The 18,956-nt window shown below is 42.3% G+C and carries 17 protein-coding genes and 5 pseudogenes; 15 read left to right on the forward strand and 7 right to left on the reverse strand.

Annotation, left to right across the window (positions count from 1 at the left end; genetic code table 11):
• The first annotated feature begins 38 nt into the window (after nt 1-38).
• From M5V91_RS25875 to thrB, 3 genes are read left to right on the forward strand one after another with little or no spacing between them, the layout of a single operon-like run.
• Nucleotides 39-1,337 carry a homoserine dehydrogenase gene (locus M5V91_RS25875; protein ID WP_284521586.1) on the forward strand — a complete coding sequence of 433 codons (1,299 nt, stop codon included), beginning with the start codon at nt 39-41 and terminating at the stop codon, nt 1,335-1,337.
• Nucleotides 1,334-2,395: a threonine synthase gene (gene thrC / locus M5V91_RS25880; RefSeq protein WP_217026122.1), complete on the forward strand. Its 1,062-nt coding sequence runs from the start codon at nt 1,334-1,336 to the stop codon at nt 2,393-2,395. Before M5V91_RS25875 ends, thrC begins: the two co-directional genes overlap by 4 nt.
• A complete protein-coding gene (gene thrB / locus M5V91_RS25885) occupies nt 2,392-3,297 on the forward strand; it encodes a homoserine kinase (protein WP_284521587.1) in 906 nt (301 codons plus the stop codon). Before thrC ends, thrB begins: the two co-directional genes overlap by 4 nt.
• A 75-nt stretch (nt 3,298-3,372) precedes the next feature.
• Here thrB and M5V91_RS25890 read toward each other — a convergent pair.
• Nucleotides 3,373-3,594 (reverse strand): annotated as a pseudogene (locus M5V91_RS25890) (NifU family protein); the annotation flags it as partial.
• 181 nt (nt 3,595-3,775) lie between these two features.
• On the opposite strand from M5V91_RS25890, the gene M5V91_RS25895 reads away from it, so the two are divergent.
• A complete protein-coding gene (locus tag M5V91_RS25895) occupies nt 3,776-4,099 on the forward strand; it encodes a YuzD family protein (RefSeq protein WP_009331693.1) in 324 nt (107 codons plus the stop codon).
• Between the two features lie 252 nt (nt 4,100-4,351).
• Here M5V91_RS25895 and M5V91_RS25900 read toward each other — a convergent pair whose 3' ends face one another.
• A complete protein-coding gene (locus tag M5V91_RS25900) occupies nt 4,352-5,419 on the reverse strand; it encodes an NAD(P)/FAD-dependent oxidoreductase (protein ID WP_009331691.1) in 1,068 nt (355 codons plus the stop codon).
• Nucleotides 5,420-5,695: 276 nt separating this feature from the next.
• On the opposite strand from M5V91_RS25900, the gene M5V91_RS25905 reads away from it, so the two are divergent.
• Nucleotides 5,696-5,935 carry a YuzB family protein gene (locus tag M5V91_RS25905; protein WP_009331689.1) on the forward strand — a complete coding sequence of 80 codons (240 nt, stop codon included), beginning with the start codon at nt 5,696-5,698 and terminating at the stop codon, nt 5,933-5,935.
• 131 nt (nt 5,936-6,066) lie between these two features.
• Here M5V91_RS25905 and M5V91_RS25910 read toward each other — a convergent pair whose 3' ends face one another.
• Nucleotides 6,067-6,723, reverse strand: coding sequence for a DUF2225 domain-containing protein (locus M5V91_RS25910; RefSeq protein WP_284521588.1), 657 nt, complete (start codon nt 6,721-6,723; stop codon nt 6,067-6,069).
• A gap of 232 nt (nt 6,724-6,955) precedes the next feature.
• Here M5V91_RS25910 and M5V91_RS25915 point away from each other — a divergent pair, with 232 nt between their 5' ends.
• Nucleotides 6,956-7,318, forward strand: a complete 363-nt coding sequence (locus M5V91_RS25915) for a HesB/IscA family protein (protein ID WP_009331687.1) — start codon at nt 6,956-6,958, stop codon at nt 7,316-7,318.
• Nucleotides 7,319-7,482: 164 nt separating this feature from the next.
• On the opposite strand, the pseudogene M5V91_RS25920 reads toward M5V91_RS25915, so the two are convergent.
• A pseudogene (locus M5V91_RS25920) lies at nt 7,483-8,480 on the reverse strand (NAD(P)/FAD-dependent oxidoreductase).
• Nucleotides 8,481-8,853: 373 nt separating this feature from the next.
• On the opposite strand from M5V91_RS25920, the pseudogene M5V91_RS25925 reads away from it, so the two are divergent.
• The 5 genes and pseudogenes from M5V91_RS25925 (at nt 8,854) to spsC (ending at nt 12,423) form a co-directional block, all read left to right on the forward strand.
• Nucleotides 8,854-10,079 (forward strand): annotated as a pseudogene (locus tag M5V91_RS25925) (NAD(P)/FAD-dependent oxidoreductase).
• Nucleotides 10,080-10,181: 102 nt separating this feature from the next.
• Nucleotides 10,182-10,673, forward strand: a complete 492-nt coding sequence (locus M5V91_RS25930; protein WP_071156686.1) for an NUDIX domain-containing protein — start codon at nt 10,182-10,184, stop codon at nt 10,671-10,673.
• A 156-nt stretch (nt 10,674-10,829) separates the two neighbouring features.
• Entirely contained in the window at nt 10,830-10,955 is a 126-nt protein-coding gene (locus M5V91_RS25935; protein ID WP_019380032.1) for a YuiA family protein, read from the forward strand.
• Between the two features lie 235 nt (nt 10,956-11,190).
• A complete protein-coding gene (locus M5V91_RS25940) occupies nt 11,191-11,514 on the forward strand; it encodes a YuiB family protein (protein ID WP_009331683.1) in 324 nt (107 codons plus the stop codon).
• Between the two features lie 192 nt (nt 11,515-11,706).
• Nucleotides 11,707-12,423: a stationary phase survival protein SpsC gene (spsC, locus tag M5V91_RS25945; protein ID WP_009331682.1), complete on the forward strand. Its 717-nt coding sequence runs from the start codon at nt 11,707-11,709 to the stop codon at nt 12,421-12,423.
• Nucleotides 12,424-12,474: 51 nt separating this feature from the next.
• Here the strand turns inward: spsC and M5V91_RS25950 are convergent.
• The 3 genes and pseudogenes from M5V91_RS25950 to M5V91_RS25960 all read right to left on the reverse strand — a co-directional run bounded on the left by M5V91_RS25950 (nt 12,475) and on the right by M5V91_RS25960 (nt 14,544).
• A pseudogene (locus M5V91_RS25950) lies at nt 12,475-13,259 on the reverse strand (cobalamin-binding protein).
• A 14-nt stretch (nt 13,260-13,273) separates the two neighbouring features.
• Nucleotides 13,274-13,750: a divergent PAP2 family protein gene (locus M5V91_RS25955; protein ID WP_251175029.1), complete on the reverse strand. Its 477-nt coding sequence runs from the start codon at nt 13,748-13,750 to the stop codon at nt 13,274-13,276.
• A gap of 128 nt (nt 13,751-13,878) precedes the next feature.
• Entirely contained in the window at nt 13,879-14,544 is a 666-nt protein-coding gene (locus M5V91_RS25960) for a hypothetical protein (protein WP_071156688.1), read from the reverse strand.
• 135 nt (nt 14,545-14,679) lie between these two features.
• On the opposite strand from M5V91_RS25960, the gene M5V91_RS25965 reads away from it, so the two are divergent.
• The 4 genes and pseudogenes from M5V91_RS25965 (at nt 14,680) to M5V91_RS25980 (ending at nt 18,945) form a co-directional block, all read left to right on the forward strand.
• The gene (locus M5V91_RS25965) at nt 14,680-15,057 is read left to right on the forward strand and encodes a DUF309 domain-containing protein (RefSeq protein WP_009331678.1); all 378 of its coding nucleotides are present in this window, start codon (nt 14,680-14,682) and stop codon (nt 15,055-15,057) included.
• Between the two features lie 91 nt (nt 15,058-15,148).
• On the forward strand, nt 15,149-16,651 hold the full coding sequence (locus tag M5V91_RS25970; protein WP_009331677.1) for a leucyl aminopeptidase: 1,503 nt from the start codon (nt 15,149-15,151) through the stop codon (nt 16,649-16,651).
• Between the two features lie 292 nt (nt 16,652-16,943).
• Nucleotides 16,944-18,253, forward strand: a pseudogene (locus M5V91_RS25975) (Na+/H+ antiporter family protein).
• A gap of 95 nt (nt 18,254-18,348) precedes the next feature.
• Nucleotides 18,349-18,945: a sulfite oxidase-like oxidoreductase gene (locus M5V91_RS25980; RefSeq protein ID WP_026041571.1), complete on the forward strand. Its 597-nt coding sequence runs from the start codon at nt 18,349-18,351 to the stop codon at nt 18,943-18,945.
• The last annotated feature ends 11 nt before the right edge of the window (nt 18,946-18,956 follow it).

Consider the following 18,956-nt stretch of genomic DNA (forward strand, 5'->3'; position numbering starts at 1 on the left):
AATGTACTTGCATAGTGAACACTAAAGGGGGAGCTAGCGTGGAATCAATCTCAATCGGTTTATTAGGATTAGGAACAGTTGGATCGGGTGTGGTGCAAATCATTGAGAAACATCAGGATAAACTCATGCACCAAGTCGGCTGTCCGGTTGTTGTAAAGAGAGTTCTTGTTAAAGATGCAGATAAAGAAAGAGCAGTTAAAGTGGACAGGAATTTGCTGACGCTAAATCCTGAAGACATTTTAAATGATGCTGATATAGATGTTGTAATTGAAGTAATGGGCGGCATAGAAGAAACAAGAAATCATTTAAAGAAAGCTTTGGATAATGGCAAGCATGTGGTGACGGCAAATAAGGACCTAATGTCTGTTTATGGACCCGAATTGCTGGCTGCTGCTACGCAAAACGGGTGTGACCTCTTTTATGAGGCAAGTGTGGCCGGCGGCATTCCCATTTTAAGAGGGCTGGTAGATGGTTTGGCTTCAGACAGAATTACAAAAATGATGGGAATTGTGAATGGGACAACAAACTTTATTTTGACAAAGATGAGCAAGAATGGGAGCGCTTATGAGGAAGTTCTGAAAGAAGCCCAGGAGCTGGGATATGCGGAAAGCGATCCGACTGCAGATGTGGAGGGCCTTGATGCAGCAAGGAAAATGGCGATCCTGTCAACACTTGGTTTTTCCATGAATATTGACCTTGATGATGTAAAGGTTAAAGGCATTACAGATATTACAGAAGAGGACCTGCAGTACGGCAAGCAGCTTGGATACACCATGAAGCTGATCGGGATTGCTCATCGGGAGGGGGAGAAGGTGGAAGTAAGCGTTCAGCCGACTTTGCTGTCCGAGTCTCACCCGCTTGCATCGGTTCAGGATGAATACAATGCTGTATATGTATACGGTGAAGCGGTAGGGGAAACGATGTTCTACGGACCTGGGGCGGGCAGTCTGCCTACAGCTACTGCAGTGGTATCGGACCTCGTGGGTGTCATGAAAAATATGCGTCTTGGGGTAAATGGTAAGAGCGCGGTAGCCCCTCAATATGATAAGAAATTAAAAGGTGCAGATGAAATTTATTCGAAGTATTTCTTAAGATTGCATGTTAAAGATGAGGTAGGGACTTTTGCCAACATCACATCCATATTCTCAGAGCACCATGTCAGCTTCGAAAAAATCCTGCAGCTTCCTTTAAAAGAAAAAGGGCTTGCTGAGATTGTACTGGTTACCCACCAGGCATCTCTTAAGGATTATGAGGATATATTAGTAAGTTTAAGAGATTTGCCGGCAGTCCAAACAATTAAAAGTTCGTATCGTGTGGAAGGGAGCGCCAGAGTATGAGATGGGAAGGCCTTTTAAAAACATATAAAGATTTACTGCCTGTTAATGAAAATACACCAATGCTTACCTTAAATGAGGGCAACACTCCCCTGATCAGGCTGGATAAACTTTCAAGAGACTGGGGCATTGACCTCTATGTGAAAACGGAAGGAGCTAATCCAACCGGGTCATTTAAAGATAGAGGCATGGTTATGGCTGTTGCAAAGGCGAAAGAAGAAGGAAGTGATGCCATTATCTGTGCTTCCACCGGCAATACCTCTGCAGCAGCTGCTGCATATGCAGCCAGAGCCGGCATGAGATGTGTGGTTGTCATCCCTGAAGGAAAGATCGCCATGGGAAAGCTGGCGCAGGCTGTTATGTATGGAGCGGAAGTTGTATCTATTGAAGGCAACTTTGACCAGGCACTGGCAATGGTTCGGAAAATAAGCGAAACAGAACCTATTACTCTCGTAAACTCGGTTAATCCATATCGTCTTGAGGGCCAGAAGACAGCGGCCTTTGAGATCTGCGACCAGCTTGGAGGCGCCCCGGATATCCTTGCCCTGCCTGTGGGCAATGCAGGCAATATTTCTGCCTATTGGAAAGGGTTTAAAGAATATAGTGAAGTACGCGGCACTGATCTTCCAAAAATGCATGGAGTACAGGCCGAAGGTGCAGCGGCCATCGTTCATAACCGTGTGTTTGAAAATCCCGAGACGATTGCTACAGCCATCCGAATCGGAAATCCTGCGAGCTGGCACTTAGCCAATGCAGCATTGTCAGAATCAAATGGGAAGATTGATGAAGTCAGCGATGAAGAGATTCTTTGCATGTATCGTAAACTTGCTTCTTCTGAAGGGATTTTTGCTGAGCCAGCTTCGTGTGCTTCGCTTGCGGGAGTATATAAACAGCTTCGCAATGGGGAGATTCCGCATAAAACAAAGGTTGTGGCCATCCTGACTGGGAACGGACTTAAGGATCCTAATACAGCCATTGATTGCAGCCCTGTGAAGCCAGTTTTGCTGCCTAATGATGAAAAAGCAGTAGCGGATCATATCAAGGGAGCCGTTCACACATGAGCGAAGGTGAAATGGTTGTCATCAAAGTACCGGCCAGCACTGCAAATCTCGGGCCAGGCTTCGACTCGATCGGCCTCGCATTAAATTTATATTTGACGCTTGAAGCCGAGAGGGCAGATAAGTTTGAAATGATTCCTTTATCAGAGCCGCTAAGCATCTACCCTTTAGATGAATCGAATTTTATTTTTCAAGTTGCAAAGGGTACGGCAAAGAAGTATGGAAGAGAGCTTCCAGGATGCAAAGCCCGGATTTCAAGTGATATCCCCCTTACACGCGGACTTGGATCAAGCGCTGCTGCCATTGTAGCGGGAATTGAATTAGCTGACGCGCTTTGTGATCTTCAGCTGAGCCAGTATGAAAAGCTGGAGCTGTCATCACGAATGGAGGGGCATCCGGATAACGCAGGAGCTTCCCTTCTCGGAGGCCTTGTCATTGGCTGCATGTCAGAGGAAGAGGTTTCTGTCCAAAGCATTAAAAATATAAGTTTTGATGTTATAGCAGTGGTGCCAAAAGAAGAGCTCCTTACAAAGGAATCCAGAGGCGTCCTGCCTGAAGCATGGTCTTTTAAAGAAGCCGTACAGGCTGGGGCAGTCGGCAATGTCATGGTTGCAGCACTGCTTAGCGGGAATTATTCCCTGGCAGGCAAGATGATGAGTGCTGACTTATTTCATCATCCTTACCGCAAGAAAATGGTTCCCCATTTGGAAGTTATTGAAAAGGAAGCACCTCGTCTAGGAGCATTTGGAGTTGCCTTAAGCGGTGCCGGACCGGCGGTTCTCTGCCTTGCAGAGCCAGAAGGTGCTCCTGCAGTGGCTGAAGGGCTTCAGCGGATTTTTCCGGAAATGGAAATCCTTTCCCTCAAAATTGATCAGGTAGGCGTCACTGTTTTAAAAAAAGCCTAGCTGAACTGGAAATAGGCCATACAGTATAAATAAAAAAAGCGATGTCATGCCGACATCGCTTTTTGTAAGGTAAAATTAAAATACTTGTTCTACTTCGACTACACCAGGTACTTCTTCTAAAAGAGCGCGCTCAATACCGGCTTTTAACGTAATCGTTGAACTTGGGCAACTGCCGCATGCACCAAGAAGGCGCAATTTAACGATGCCATCTTCAACATCCACCAATTCACAGTCCCCGCCATCGCGAAGAAGGAATGGGCGCAATTTATCTAATACTTCCTGAACTTGTTCAGTCATAGTCGTTTGTTCTGCCATGTGAAATCGACTCCTTTCCATATATTTATTATAATCAAATCAGTCTTAAAAATCTATTCCAAGAGCGTAATTTCCACTCATTAGGAGAATATTTTATTAGGTTTGCTCTTTGTTAATGTTGTAAAATGAAGGTAAGAACAAGTTTTGCATAGGGGAGAGAAGATTGAAAAAAGAAATTGAAATCACTGTGTATGGTGCAGAACAGCTTTGTCCAAGCTGTGTGAATCTCCCATCATCCAAGGAGACATATGAATGGCTGGAAGCGGCAGTATCCCGCAAATTTGCCAACCAGCCTTTTAAAATTGTGTATGTTGACATTCATAATCCGCCCGAAGAAGAGAACAAAAAAGAGTTCGCCTTGAGAGTGATTGAGGAGGATATGTTTTACCCGGTTGTCCTGATTGAGGATGAAATTGTTGGTGAAGGCAATCCGAAATTAAAAACAATCTATGCGGAAATGGAAAAGTACGGATACCAGGCAGTTTAATAAAAAATGAGCATCGAAAGGGATGCTCATTTTTTTATTTGGTAAGAGTTTCAGCTGATTCAGCTGGATATTGAAGTTGAATTTTCATCTCTACAGTATTTATACCAGAATATCGGTCAGATTTTTACTTTATCGGTCACTTCCTTTCAAATTAATTTTTCAGCAAAGTAATGGCGCAAATATAAATCAATCTCTATCGTTATCCGCGCTACTTTGGTTCAAACGTAAAAAAAGAGCCCGCAATGGGCCCTCTTATCCGTTATGGTATTTATACATCCATAAAATCCCCGATTTTAGCAGGCGGGCAACACGTCCTGTGATAGGGCGTTCTGCGACTAGACCGAATCCGTGCTTTTTGCCCAATGATCCAAGAACTCCTTTAAGTTTGATTACTGGCAATGTTTCAGGGAGTTCCTCACCTTTCCAGCGTTTCAATAGGATTTGAACGATTTGCTCTGCCTGCCCTTCAGCAAGCTGGGCACTTGGTGCATGCGGAAGGCTTGCACAATCTCCTACGACATAGACATGTTCATTTCCAGGGATATTGTGATGCTTCGTTAAAACTACCCGTCCTTGCTGATCCTTTTCCACATTCATATCGCGAACCACTTTGTTCGGCTGGATGCCGGCTGTCCATACGATGGCATCACAGTGGATGGCTTCGTCATGATTATAAAGGGTTTTTTCTTCTACTTTAGTAATATTTGATTGGTTAATAATTTCTACATTATGTTCTAGAAACCAATTTTCTACATATGTGCTTAATCTTTCAGAGAATGCAGAGAGTATATGCTTCCCTCTATCGAACAATTTGACTTTCAAATCCGGACGGCTTTCATTTAATTCTGAAGCCAGTTCTACTCCGCTTAATCCTGCACCCACAATTCCAACAACAGAGCCTGGTGATAGATTATTTAAAGCTTCATACGTTCTTCTGGATTTTTCAATTGTTTGAATGCTATATGTGTGAATGTCGGCTCCCGGAACATTATGATACTTATCTTCACAACCAAGGCCTATTATTATATCATCATATAAAACAGGCTCCTCGCCTTGAAGATAAACCTTGTTTTCCTCTATGCTGATTTTCGTCACTTCACCGTATTTAATGGTCAATCTTTGATGTTCAGGGAATGATACACGCACATGCTGATCGGAAATGGTGCCTGCAGCAAGAGCGTAATATTCAGTTTTTAAACAATGATAAGGAACACGATCTATTAGTGTAATGGAGACATCATCAGGAAGCTGATTAGGCAAAAGGCGGGCAAGCGCCCTCATACCGCCATAACCTCCGCCAAGTATCACAAGATTTTTCATAGTATATTTCCCCTTTATGTCCGTACTGTTTACTTTCGCCGAACTCAAATAACGTTAATTAGTTATCTTAAAAAAATAAATAAATGATATTAATAACCTCAAACCCATAAAAAGTATAACGAAATTGTGTCAAAATCACAACACATATCAGCAGGAAACTTGACAATAAACGACATGAAGTGGTAAATATGTGCACTTTAAAGGAGAGAATGGAATCCATTTCTTGCAGAATTCAAGTAAAAAAGGTAGCATTAACAGGGTAGAGAGGTGAAAGATGTGATTAAGCCAATCATCGAATTTTGCATCAGCAATTTGGCCAGCGGCTCTCAAAAAGCGCTTGAAAAGCTGGAAAAGGATTATGACCTGGATGTCATAGAATATGGCTGTCTTGGGTATTGCGGCAAATGTGCAAGCACTCTTTTTGCGCTTGTGAACGGAGAAGTGGTTACTGGAGAAACGCCAGATGAACTGGTTGAAAATATATATCAATATCTGGATGAAAATCCAATGTTTTAATAAAAGGAGCGATTAAATTTCGCTCCTTTTTCTTGTGTCAAAAGTAACAAAGTAACCACTTGAATAACTGTCTGGCGCAAGCAGCCTGCCCCTTCGAGTTGCCGGGGGCGGGCAAGGTTCTTCTGCTTTCCTTAGTTGCCGGCAGTTTTTTGTTCCTGTCTCATCTCATGCCAGCGTTCTCTTGCCATTTCAATTAATTTAGGCTCAGTGGAGCGGCTTTGCAGTTCAATTACTTTTGAAAAGTATTTAACAGCCTGTTCAGACTGATGTGTCCTTCTGGATAACTCTCCGATCAGATAGAAAATCCTCGTTTCAGAAATAGATGATCCTTTAAAATCATCTGACATATAAGACTCCGAATATTCTTTTAGAGCAAGTTTCAAAAATCTCTGTTCTTGATTATCATTTTTTATACTCCGGAAAAGCCAGGCCAGCCTGATATATAAACCAGCCATAATAATATGCTTCTCCCTTTTTAAAGTACCGCAATAAATAGCCAGCTTATAGGCGTTGATTGCAACAGGGATGGTACGGTCCTGGCAATAATCCTGGGGTATCCAGGCATCTACAACTTTAGAATTAATCATGTCCAGGGCTCCAGGCGGAAAATAAGGGGAAAAGTCCTCTGATTCTGAGTAGCCGCAATGTGGGCAAGTGTTAATATAATATAGAAGAGGATTCATGCTTTCATCAGAATAAATTGGGCAAAAATCACTGTCATAATTAAATACTTTTACAAATCGGGTGCGGATTTTTTTGTGGTGAAACTCTCTCTGCAGACTCTGCATCCGCAATTTTTATCATAAGTAGGCTTTAATTGCTGCATAGAATGCCACCTCCGAATATAATGAATATGACTATTGTATCATGCATTGTTTGGTTTAGGGGCATAAAGAACTATTCGTTAAACAGTGTTCTGAAAAGGCAATAAAAAGAAAAAGCCTCTTAAGTTGAGCACATACCTTTTACTGTATATACTATATATATAGAAATATCCTTACGTGTACAGGAGGGAATAACATGGAACAAGTTGTGGATATAACAGAAGCAGCAGCTTTGCATATAAAAGAAATGATGAAACAAAATGAGGAAGAAGATGCATTCTTGCGTGTAGCCGTTAAAGGAGGCGGGTGCAGCGGACTTTCCTATGGAATGGGGTTTGCCCATGAAGTCGAGGAGGGTGATATCCAGTCAGAGCATTATGGTATCCAGGTTCTTGTCAGCAAGGAAGACGCCCCTATCTTAAAAGGCACAAAAATTGATTACAAACAATCGATGATGGGCGGCGGATTCACAATCGATAATCCTAATGCAATCGCAAATTGTGGTTGTGGGTCATCTTTCCGTACCGCTTCAAATACAGGTACTCCGGAAGAGTGCTAAATACTGCCTTTAACGCTTCTAGACAGTTACTGGAATAATTTCGAACTATATCTTTGTAATCTCAAAAAAGGACGGTCCCCGAAGGGCCGTCCTTTTTTATCGAAAGAAAGCTGATAGCCTGCCTCCTCGATGTATCTGGGTAAGCAAGGAGCTTCCGCATTTCTTTATTTGCCAAACATGGAAGAGCTGTGCATTGGCTGGACTTTCGCTTTTGGATCGATGTAGGATTTTGCGTGGTTCACTGCAGTTGGCGCTTCACCGAAACCGCAGGCAATAAGCTTCACTTTTCCATCGTATGTGCAGATATCACCGGCAGCATATATGCCTTCGATATTTGTTTCCATTCTTGAGTTAACAACAATGGAGTTCTTTTCAATTTCAAGACCCCATTCTTTAATTGGGCCAAGGGAGGAAACGAATCCGTAGTTTACGATCACAGCATCAACATCGAATACCTCTTTTTCCTTTGAAGTAACACCTTCGAGGACAACCTGTTTGATTCCTTCGCTGTCACCGATAAGCTCAGCAGGCACATAAGGTGTTTTGATTTCGACCTTAGAGTTCTGCAGATTTTCTACACTATGCTCATGCGCGCGGAATTTATCGCGGCGGTGTACAATCGTTACTTTTTCAGCGATAGGCTCAAGCATTAATGCCCAGTCTACTGCAGAATCCCCGCCTCCGAATACAACTGCTTTCTTGCCGGCGAATTGACTTAAATCATCAATAAAGTAATGAAGGTTCGTGCCTTCGTATTGAGCTGCGCTTTCAAGTTCTAGACGGCGAGGCTGGAACGCGCCATTGCCGGCAGTGATAATGATGGTTTTTGAGTAATGCACTTCTTTATTGGTCGTAAGCTTAAATGTTCCATCAGCTTGTTTCTCTAATTTTTCAACAGATTGTTCAAGTGATACAGTAGGCTCGAATTTAGCCATTTGTTCCTTAAGGTTATCAATTAATTCCTGGGCGCGGACTTTCGGGAAGCCGGCAACATCATATATGTATTTTTCAGGATAAAGAGCAGATAACTGTCCCCCAAGCTGCGGCAAGCTCTCAATAATCTTTACTGATGCTTGTCTCATGCCTCCGTAGAAAGCAGTGAATAAACCAGTTGGCCCCCGCCAATGATGGTTATGTCATACACCTTTTGATCTTCTTTCATGCAATATCCCCCGCGTATGTATTGAAATTCCACTCTTTATTCTAACATAAATCGTTTAAAACCTCATCAATCGAGGTAAATATTATGAATAATTGGAAGATTTCAAATGGAGATCCTGAATTAAAAACACGTATATTTCTTTAGGTTTTCTTAAAATTTTTAAGTTTTTCGTCTATTTTTTTAGGCTTGAAAAACTATATGAAGTAGAATAAGATGTAATGGAGGAATAATGTTAATATTTTATGACAATTTTGTTGAGTTTTTTAAACTAGTTCGTGAATAACATCACAAAGTTTTTTTATGTTTTTTGCTATAAAAAATATAAAGCAGTGGAAGATAAGAAAACATTAGAAAATACTTAAAAAAGGTGGAAGTGATACACTTGAGAAAGCCAAAGATTGTTATCCTCGGTGCAGGCTACGGCGGTTTGATGGTTGCAACCCGTTTGCAGAAATCTGTAGGAACAAACGAAGCAGAAATCGTTTTAGTGAACAAGAATGACTACCATTATGAAACAACATGGCTGCATGAAGCATCAGCCGGAACACTTCATCACGATCGTGTACGCTATGATATAAAAGATGTTATTGACCGCAACAAAGTTGAATTCGTTCAGGGAACTGCTCTGGAAATTAAAACAGAAGAAAAGAAAGTCATTTTGGAAAGTGGCGAAATTGACTATGATTATCTAGTTGTTTCCCTAGGAGCTGAGCCGGAAACATTCGGTATTAAAGGACTTAAGGAACATGCATTTTCTATTGTCAATGTAAATGCTGCGCGTCAGATCCGCGAGCATATTGAATATCAATTTGCTACTTACAATACAGACGCTGAGAAAAAAGACGAGCGCCTGACAATTGTTGTCGGCGGAGCAGGCTTTACCGGCATTGAATTCCTTGGAGAATTGGCAAACCGTGTTCCTGAGCTTTGCAAAGAGTACGATGTGGACTACCACAAAGTGAAAATCATTTGCGTAGAAGCAGCGCCAATGGTTCTTCCTGGCTTCGATCCTGAGCTTGTTAATTACGCTGTTTCTCACTTGGAGAAAAAGGCGTACAATTCATGATTGGAACAGCTATTAAGGAAGCTACTCCTGAAGGCATCATTGTTGGCAAGGGCGAAGATGAAGTAGAAGAAATCAAAGCTGCAACTGTTGTCTGGGCTGCAGGTGTACGCGGAAATTCTATTATTGAGAATTCCGGTATTGAAGCAATGCGCGGACGTGTAAAAGTACAGCCTGATTTGCGTGCTCCTGGCCATGATAATTTATTTATCATCGGAGACTGCTCATTAATCATCAATGAAGAAATTAACCGTCCATACCCTCCTACTGCGCAAATCGCTATGCAGCAGGGTGAAGTGTGTGCAAGAAACATTACTGCTTTAATCCGCAATAAAACTGAACTTGAAACATTTACTCCAGATATTAAAGGTACTGTATGTTCTCTTGGTGAACACGATGCCATCGGTGTTGCATTCGGCAAGAAAATGGTTGGTACAAAAGCTTCATTCATGAAGAAGATGATCGATAACCGTGCTCTTTACATGGTTGGCGGGCCTTCACTTGTATTGAAAAAAGGTAAATTCAACGTTCTTTAATAAATCGGCTATCATATATAGTAATGGGATGGACTATTTAGTCTGTCCCTTTTTTAATGGACAAATTTTCGTGATAGAATTAGTTAAAAAGGAGGTTATCGGATGGGAGTGGAACATAAACGGGGAAAGGTCTGGCTGGCGGTTTCAGGGCTCGTTATTTCACCTGAAGGTTATTGGCTTGTCGTTAAAAAGAAATACGGAGGCCTTAAAGGCAAATGGTCTCTGCCTGCCGGATTTGTCGAGCCGGGCGAAACAGCTGATGAAGCTGCAGTTCGTGAAGTTGAAGAAGAGACAGGAATTAAATGTTCAGTGAAAGGCTTGCTTGGATTGCGTACAGGTGTTCTCAAAGGGGAGGTCAGTGATAATATGGTTATGTTTTTGCTGGAAGCTGAGCCTGGACAATCATTAAAAGTTCAGGAAAGTGAACTTTTTGATGTGCAGTATCGCGATCCGAAAGAGCTTGCTGAAGACCCGGATGCATCAGTTCTTTTAAAATACATATTAGATCCTTCTGATTCCTCCATAAAACCTTTAATTAACGGCATTAATCCCGGAGATACTTTTGGATACACTGCATATAAACTATTTTTATAATTTTCTGAAATTTTAAGATAGAACGAGAAATATGAAGCAAACTATGCTTGTATGCGTTTCCAACGGTAGTTTTTCATGAAATATGGTGCTTTTCATTTCTTCATATCCTTGGTATATTATCAGAAAATTCAGTTACGAAATAAGGAGATGAATGAAATGACAGCTAAGAATTATGAAAATAAAGAGTGTATGTATTGTTCAGGGAAAGGGTATTTCCAATTATTGTTAGGTGGATCTGAAACCTGCAGCTGCTGCGGTGGTACAGGAAAGAAAAAGGAATAAACCAAAAACTTCGCGGAATGCGAAGTTTTTCTTTTCAAAGGATAAGAATGTATAATTTCTGAAGTTAGATAACTGTCTAACAAAAGTAGACTACCCCCTCGAGGTTTCGGGGATGGGCAAGGCGCTTCCAGTTTTCTAAATAGCGGGTGTGCTGGCCCGCCCACTTTTCTTGTTGACTCCCTAATCTACATTAAAGTACACTAAATATTGATGTGCTAAGGGAGGAAATAAGTTCATGCAAATGACGATTTTCGTTTTGCCTATTTCAATGCTTCTATTTTTTGTGCTGTTTTTTGGGATAGGTTTTATATTAAATATGCTGTTAAGAATGTCCTGGATCATGGCCATTATTTATCCAATTATCGCTATCTTTATCATCGATAAAGTTCGTTTTATTGAGTATTTTCAGGACCCGGGAGAATCGTTTTCCAGTCTTGGCGTTGAGTTGTCCAGCCTCGCTCTGGCTGACATCCTCATATTAAGCAGCGGAATGGCAGGCGCCATCGTTGCCGGAATTACCATTAGGCTGCTCCGTAAAAAAGGATATCGGATGTTTTAAATTTGATGTGAAATCTCTGCTGACGGCAGGGATTTTTTATTTTTTTGATTAGTGTGATCAAATCGCCCAACCCTATGCTATTACTGGCTTTAGCCCTGTCTAAAAACGGATGCCCGGAGGCTTCCGCTCCCATAAGTTATGAATATTTCTCTCGAAGATGGGAAATGAATAACTTTGGGAGGAGTGTAATAGATGAGCAAATTAAAAATATGGATGAAACGTTCGGTAATGTCAGCCTTATTTATAGGCGCGTTATTGACAACATTCCATTCGATTTCCGGAGTGGAAGCCCGATCAATTGTTCAGCTGCATCAAAGTGATGCTGAACAAGCTGGCGAAGATGGAAATTCAAAGTTTGACCATACATTAAAATCGGTTGGCGTAGCATTTAAGTTTTTGAAGCAGGCAGTGAGTCTGGAACCTAAGATTTCTGCGAGTGAAGCTGTAGCAATTGAGCAGCCGCCGACACTGGAAGAATCGATTGACTGGTCGCAGTATCAGAAAAAACAAGTAATAGCTACTGGATATACGGCATTTTACGAGTCGACAGGCAAAAATCCGGATCACCCGTCCTTTGGAATTACATACTCAGGAGTTAAAGTTAAAAGAGATTTATACTCTACAGTTGCAGCAGATTTAAATGTTTTTCCGATTGGAACGATCCTGTTTGTCCCGGGTTATGGGTATGGTGTTGTAGCCGATAAAGGCGGTGCTATTAAGGGGAATAAATTGGATCTCTATTATGAAACGGTAGATGATGTTTATAATAACTGGGGAAAGAAAACACTCGATGTTTACATCGTTGAAATGGGCGATGGTACCCTGACTGAAGAAGAATTAATGTTACTGAATGAAAATGAATCCATGCAGGTTTTTAGACAGCAATATATTAAATCTGAGAAAAAATAAATACGGAATGCAGGCAAATCCGCGGGAATAATCGGATTTGCCTTTTTATTTTTATATCTTAGAAAATGCCTGCGGGTGGATTTTTTAGCTAATTTTATGGCTCCTTCAATCAGCCGAGGTGAAGGCCTGCAAAAAAGTTCTTCTTCCAGAACCAGAATTCTGTTCTGCTTAACTGCTTCCATTTCACTCCAGCCTGGACGTTTCAGGACAATATCCGGATTAACCTTTTCTCTTCTGACACCGACCCAGGCGAGACAGATATAATCCGGCTGCCGATTCAGGACATCTTCCCAATCGGTCTGGACACTCGCAAGCTCAATATCCCTAAATAAATTCATTCCACCGGAAATTTCACTGATTTCCGTCAGCCAATTGACTTTGCCGGGTGTAAATACAGGCTTGGGCCACCATTCCCAATAGAGGCTCGGTTTATTTTCAATTCTGCTTGAGATGAGCTTAAGTGCCTCAATTTTTGCCGCAAACTCTTCAGCAGCCAAAATACCTCTTTCTGGCTTTCCGATTTTCTCTGCAGTCAGAATCAGGTCCTGTTCAATATCTGCCAGGCTTTGAGGATTTAAAACAATGTGGGGAATCTGCCTTTTTTCAAGCTCTGCTACATTCTTTTCCATGCCGGGTACACTAAGGGATGCCAGCACAAGATCAGGCTCTAATTTCTCCACTTTGTCCATATTAATAGACAAGTCAGGGCCCAGCCGGGGCAGCCTGGATATTCGGTCCGGCCAATCCGAATAATCGTCCACCCCCGCGAGCATATCAGTAAATCCCAAGTATTCCACTAATTCCGTGTTGCTTGGGCATAAAGAAAGGATTTTCAAAATAAATCACACCCTCACGAAAATAAATAATGAAGAGCTAAAGTCAATAGGATTCCAGTCAGGCCGCCAAATAGAACTTCTATCGGCTTATGGCCAAGCAGCTCCTTCAATTCTTTCTGTTTTTCTTGGCCTTCTTTCTTCTGCCATGTCTTTGCTTCTTCAACGAATTTATTGAAGTCGGCTACAAGCTGGTTTAGTACAATCGCCTGTTCACCAGCCTGACGCCGTACTCCGGTAGCATCAAACATTGTGATAATGGCAAAAACGGCTGAGACAGCGAAAACAGCGGATTCCATTCCGGTCTCTAGTGCAACCCCGGTTGAAAGGGCAGTTACTGCTGCTGAGTGTGAGCTGGGCATCCCTCCAGTACTTGTCAAAAGGGACCAATTCACTTTTCGGGTGGCAATAAATTGAATGGGCACTTTTACAAATTGGGCAAAGAAGATGGCTGCCAATGCAGACCATAAGGGAAAATTTGTCAATAACTCCATGTGAGACCACCTCTTGAGTGTATGATACTCCCGCTGCAGCTTCGAATAGGCATTTTTTAAGGAACTGCCGAAAGCTATACTAACTAATATTCTCCAACAGATTGTTCCTTCCTGCAAGCTGATCTATTTTAAGTTTTTGTTAAACGATGCTTTTTTTGAAAATACGAAGTTGCTGTCAGGGAAAACAAAAGAAGCCACTCAAAGGCATTCACTGCAGCTGCACTTTCAATTGGAATATCAATGGCGCTTCCGATAATCATCAATACAGCTCCGGCAAAAAACCAGAACCAGCCCTGTTTGCGCCAAATAACAACAGATGCCGCCAGCAGCACAGCAGATACGATCAGTACCATAACGGGAGGGCCGCCTGGTGCCTCTGTACCTGAATAGCTGAGAACACCATATTCCCGCCTTGCTTCCAGTTTAAGTCCGAATACCTCAGCAGCAAGTTCCAGAATAATTAATCCTGCAGTAAGCAAATAGGCAATCCATTTAAATGTGCCTGTTTTGGCCCATTCTAGATCTGCTTGTTTTAAAGTATTCCAGGAGTAGAGTACAAGCAGTGGCGTGAAAAAAGCGTGAATCCAAAAACGGGCATAATTCAGATATTTTAAAGTGCTGCCCTCCCCGATAAAACGGCCAGCAGCCAGAATTCCGTTATCGTAAATTAACCCCAGAAGTACAGGAAGCAGGAAGACAGCACTAATGAGGCCGCTATCCTTAACAGTGCTTAGCGCCCAGAAGAACAGCAGGATATATCCTGCTGAGAAGGCGGCAAATAATAGAGGATCCATAACATTCTCCTTTCTGTCTCTATTTTCTTTACCCAATAATTAAAGAATATACTTAAGGATTTGTATATATAGGATAGTCTCTATTCTTTTTGTTAAAATGATAGTGATAGGAAGTCCTGAATATGGGGTGGTTTCATGGAAGATTATCCTCTTGAATACTACGAATTCTTTGTCAGTTTCAATGAAGGTGACTATTACACATGCCATGATCTTCTTGAGGAAATGTGGATGACGGACAAAGGCAATTTATTTCTGAAAGGCCTGCTGCAAATGAGTGTCAGCATTTATCATTATGAATACGGCAATGTAAAAGGAGCAAGGCTGATGATGCAGGCGGCACAGGAATACTTGCAGTCTTACCGCCCTAAACACTGGGGGATTAATCTTGAGCATGTGTATGGGTTTATTGAAGAATGCCTTACTATTTTTCCGGAAAATATCGATCGGCTGCCATTTGAAATGATAGAAACTCTTCCTAAGCTGCCGCAGCTGGTCCTGTATTTGGAAGATTAGCAAAAATAGAAATGCCATAAAATTAGATAGTCGAAATAATTCAGTATTTTCGATATAATAAGATGAAAAAGATACTATGGGGGTGCCAGAAATGTTTTCAGTAAAGAAAGAATTTGACTTCTCAGCCGAACAGGAATGCCTGATCGTTGGTGTCTTCGATAAACCAGCCAGGCTTGAAGGTGTATTGGCCCGTGCAGATGACCAATTTGACGGCCAGCTGACAGATTTGGTGAAAAGCGGAGATATTTCTGCCAAGAAAAAAGCCATTGCAAAAATACATACTTTTGGAAAAATTGGGGCCAAACGATTAATTACAGTAGGCCTTGGAAAAGAAAAAGAATTCAGCTTTGAAGGGTTACGTGAAGCATTGGGCAGGGCATTTAAGGAAGTGAAATCGTCCAAGCTTCAAAATGCGGGTGTTTACCTTGATACATTTATCGGAGGAAATGTAGATGCGCTTGATGCAGCCCATGCAGCCAGCGAGGCGTTTGCGCTTTCCACCTATAAGTTTGAAGATTACAAACAGAAATCGAACGAACCCGAAAAAGATATTGAAAGTATTGCTGTTTATTGCGAAGCCGCAGATGAGGAAGATGTAAAGGCCTCCCTTACAGTAGGGTATGCACACGGAAAAGGAACGAACTCAGCCCGTACATTAGTCAACCTGCCAGGCAATATGCTGACCGCCACTGATCTGGCAAATTACTCTTCTGAACTGGCATGGAGATACGGATTTGAAGTGGAAATACTTGAAAAAGAGGATATGCTTAAGCTTGGCATGGGTGCTCTATTGGCAGTAAATCAGGGATCAGCAGAGCCTCCTAAGATGATTGTCATTAAATATCAGGGCAAGGAAGAATGGAAGGATGTCATCGGCCTGGTGGGCAAAGGAATTACCTTTGATACAGGAGGCTATTCCATTAAACCAAAGGACGGCATTGTCGGTATGAAAACCGATATGGGCGGAGCGGCGGCTGTGCTTGGCGCAATGGAAGTCATCGGCGAACTGAAGCCTGAACAAAATGTTGTCGCTGTTATTCCTTCTACAGATAATATGGTGAGCGGAACAGCGTTTAAGCCGGATGATGTCATCACATCCATGAGCGGGAAAACCATTGAAGTTCTTAACACGGATGCAGAAGGGCGTCTGGCTCTTGCTGATGCGGTAACATATGCAAAGCATCATGGAGCGGACTACCTGGTGGATGTTGCCACTCTGACTGGCGGTGTCATTGTTGCACTGGGGGAAGAAACAACAGGTGCATTAACCAATAATGAAGAGTGGTTTGAGCAGGTGCTGGAAGCATCCTATGAAGCTGGCGAACCAATCTGGCGCCTGCCTCTCTTTGAAAAAGATAAAGAAAGAATCAGAAGCAGCAAAGTTGCGGATCTTAACAATTCGCCAGGACGTGCCGGCCATGCCATTATGGGCGGAGGATTTGTCGGCGAATTTGCCGAGGACACACCATGGGTGCATCTTGATATTGCCGGTACAGCCACAACATCAAAAAGCCATGATCTTGGACCAGACGGCGCTACAGGCGTTATGGTGCGTACTTTAGCACTGCTTGTTGAAAGATTTGAAGTAAAATAACGATGAAACAGACTCTGGAGAGATCCGGAGTTTTTTTATGCAGTTTTTTAGCCTAAATTGACTTGGCACTGTAAAAATGAACTTTACCGGCCGGTTTACCAAAAATACGGGGCTAAAACCGTCGATTTATCGGCCAAAACAGCGTCTTGGCGTAAACTCCCATTTCTGAATCTGCCTTAAATCATTGACACAAAATGTGGAAATATGATAGTTTAATAATTGTGTTTTAGTTCTCTACCAATTTAGCATAGTAAAGTATAATGGGACATAAGTACAGAAAGAGGGTATCATCATGAATGCAGTTATACTTGCAGTTTTAATCATGCTTGTTCTCAGCCTTCTGCGTGTCAATGTGGTTCTTGCCCTTGTGGCTGGTGCATTGGCAGGCGGGCTGGCAGGCGGTTTAAGCATAGATAAAACCATTGAAGTTTTTTCAAATGGGCTCGGCGGCAGTGCAGAGGTTGCATTAAGTTATGCGTTATTGGGCGGATTTGCCTTAGCCATTTCCGCAACCGGACTTCCGAATCTATTAGTGGACTGGGTCCTGGCAAAGGTCGGAAAAGACGGGGAATCCAGAGGGAAAACCTTATCAAAAGCACTCATCATATTTTCCATTTTATTAATGTCTATTTTTTCTCAGAATCTGATTCCAATTCATATTGCGTTTATTCCGATATTAATTCCGCCTTTATTGAAGGTTATGAATGAGCTCCAAATGGACCGTCGGCTGATAGCATCTGTATTGACATTTGGTTTGACAGCTCCGTATATTTTGCTTCCTGCGGGATTTGGCCAAATTTTCCACGGGATACTCGCAGAAAATATGGAGAATAGCGGATTGGCAGTAGAGATGGCAGACATTCCGAAAGCCATGCTTATTCCTGTAGCCGGCATGGCAGCTGGTCTTTTAATTGCATTATTTGTTTACCGTAAAAAAAGGGATTATCGTCCATCAGTATTAATGGAGACGGAGAAAGGCAATTACTCAAAAAAGGGCATTATTTTTCTCTCGTTGCGATTGCAGCAGCTCTCATTGTACAGCTGCAGCTGGATTCAATGATCTTTGGGGCGCTGACAGGTATTTTAGTTATTTATATCAGCGGTGCTATTAAATGGAACGAGGCAGATCAGCTTTTAACAGAGGGCATGAAGATGATGGCATTTATTGGATTTGTCATGCTGGCTGCATTTGGATTTGCAGATGTATTAAAAGAAACAGGCGATGTTGAAAGCCTGGTTGAACAGGCGGCAGGAATCATCGGCGATAATAAATCACTTGCTGCATTGCTTATGCTCCTTGTCGGCTTACTTGTTACAATGGGAATTGGATCTTCATTTTCAACCATCCCGATTATTGCAACCATATTTGTGCCTCTTGCACTAGAGGTTGGCTTCAGTCCGATGGCAACTATTGCTCTAGTAGGGACAGCCGCTGCTCTTGGAGATGCCGGTTCGCCTGCGTCAGACAGTACATTGGGGCCAACAGCGGGCTTGAATGCAGATGGACAGCACAATCACATCTGGGATACTTGTGTACCAACATTTCTTCACTACAACATTCCGCTCATCCTGTTTGGATGGCTGGCGGCGATTATCTTATAAAATCAGCAGCTTCCATAAAGGGGGCTGTTTTCTCATTGCTTTTATCAGTCCGAAAAGTAGGGTACGATAAAGGAAAAAGAACTGAGGTGGCTTCAGTGTATTTCGGGAAAATCAGAAAACAGACCTCAAGCCGGGTACCGCCAAATCAAAATGTGACGACTGCCTTTCCTGTACTGCACTATGGAAATGTTCCGCACTATAAGGATATGCAGGAATGGAGTCTGCAGATATTTGGGGAAGTGGAAAAGGAATTATCCTTTTCGCATGAGGAGGTAATGAACCTTCCTCAGACACAGTACAAAAATGATATCCACTGTGTTACGGGCTGGTCAAAGCTTGATAATGTTTGGGAGGGAGTCTCCGCCACGGAAATTGCCAGGCGGGCAGGCGTAAAAGAAATCGCCCAATTTGTAATTCTCCATGCGGAAGAAGGGTGGACAACGAACCTCCCTATTAAAGATTTTTTAAAAAGCACCAGTCTGCTTGCCCATACTCATAACGGTGAGCTCCTGACTCCTGAGCATGGATTTCCACTAAGAGCCGTGATTCCGCATCTTTATTTTTGGAAAAGTGCAAAGTGGATTAGAGGCATCGAGTTTTCTGAAACTGACAAACCTGGTTTTTGGGAGAAAAACGGCTATCACAACTATGGTGATCCCTTCCGTGAGCAGCGATTCAGCTGGGATGATTAATCAACATAAAA

It is taken from the genome of Cytobacillus pseudoceanisediminis (assembly GCF_023516215.1).
In the GTDB taxonomy this organism is placed as follows: Bacteria; Bacillota; Bacilli; order Bacillales; family Cytobacillaceae; genus Cytobacillus; species Cytobacillus pseudoceanisediminis.

What these genes read in the sequence shown, in the direction of transcription:
- M5V91_RS25965 (WP_009331678.1), top strand. Translation starts at nt 14,680, where the DNA reads ATGGAAGATTATCCTCTTGAATACTACGAATTCTTTGTCAGTTTCAAT.
- thrC (WP_217026122.1), top strand. Translation starts at nt 1,334, where the DNA reads ATGAGATGGGAAGGCCTTTTAAAAACATATAAAGATTTACTGCCTGTT.
- M5V91_RS25910 (WP_284521588.1), bottom strand. Translation starts at nt 6,723, where the DNA reads ATGCAGAGTCTGCAGAGAGAGTTTCACCACAAAAAAATCCGCACCCGA.
- M5V91_RS25915 (WP_009331687.1), top strand. Translation starts at nt 6,956, where the DNA reads ATGGAACAAGTTGTGGATATAACAGAAGCAGCAGCTTTGCATATAAAA.
- M5V91_RS25955 (WP_251175029.1), bottom strand. Translation starts at nt 13,750, where the DNA reads ATGGAGTTATTGACAAATTTTCCCTTATGGTCTGCATTGGCAGCCATC.
- spsC (WP_009331682.1), top strand. Translation starts at nt 11,707, where the DNA reads ATGAGCAAATTAAAAATATGGATGAAACGTTCGGTAATGTCAGCCTTA.
- M5V91_RS25930 (WP_071156686.1), top strand. Translation starts at nt 10,182, where the DNA reads ATGGGAGTGGAACATAAACGGGGAAAGGTCTGGCTGGCGGTTTCAGGG.
- M5V91_RS25970 (WP_009331677.1), top strand. Translation starts at nt 15,149, where the DNA reads ATGTTTTCAGTAAAGAAAGAATTTGACTTCTCAGCCGAACAGGAATGC.
- M5V91_RS25900 (WP_009331691.1), bottom strand. Translation starts at nt 5,419, where the DNA reads ATGAAAAATCTTGTGATACTTGGCGGAGGTTATGGCGGTATGAGGGCG.
- M5V91_RS25960 (WP_071156688.1), bottom strand. Translation starts at nt 14,544, where the DNA reads ATGGATCCTCTATTATTTGCCGCCTTCTCAGCAGGATATATCCTGCTG.
- thrB (WP_284521587.1), top strand. Translation starts at nt 2,392, where the DNA reads ATGAGCGAAGGTGAAATGGTTGTCATCAAAGTACCGGCCAGCACTGCA.
- M5V91_RS25940 (WP_009331683.1), top strand. Translation starts at nt 11,191, where the DNA reads ATGCAAATGACGATTTTCGTTTTGCCTATTTCAATGCTTCTATTTTTT.
- M5V91_RS25935 (WP_019380032.1), top strand. Translation starts at nt 10,830, where the DNA reads ATGACAGCTAAGAATTATGAAAATAAAGAGTGTATGTATTGTTCAGGG.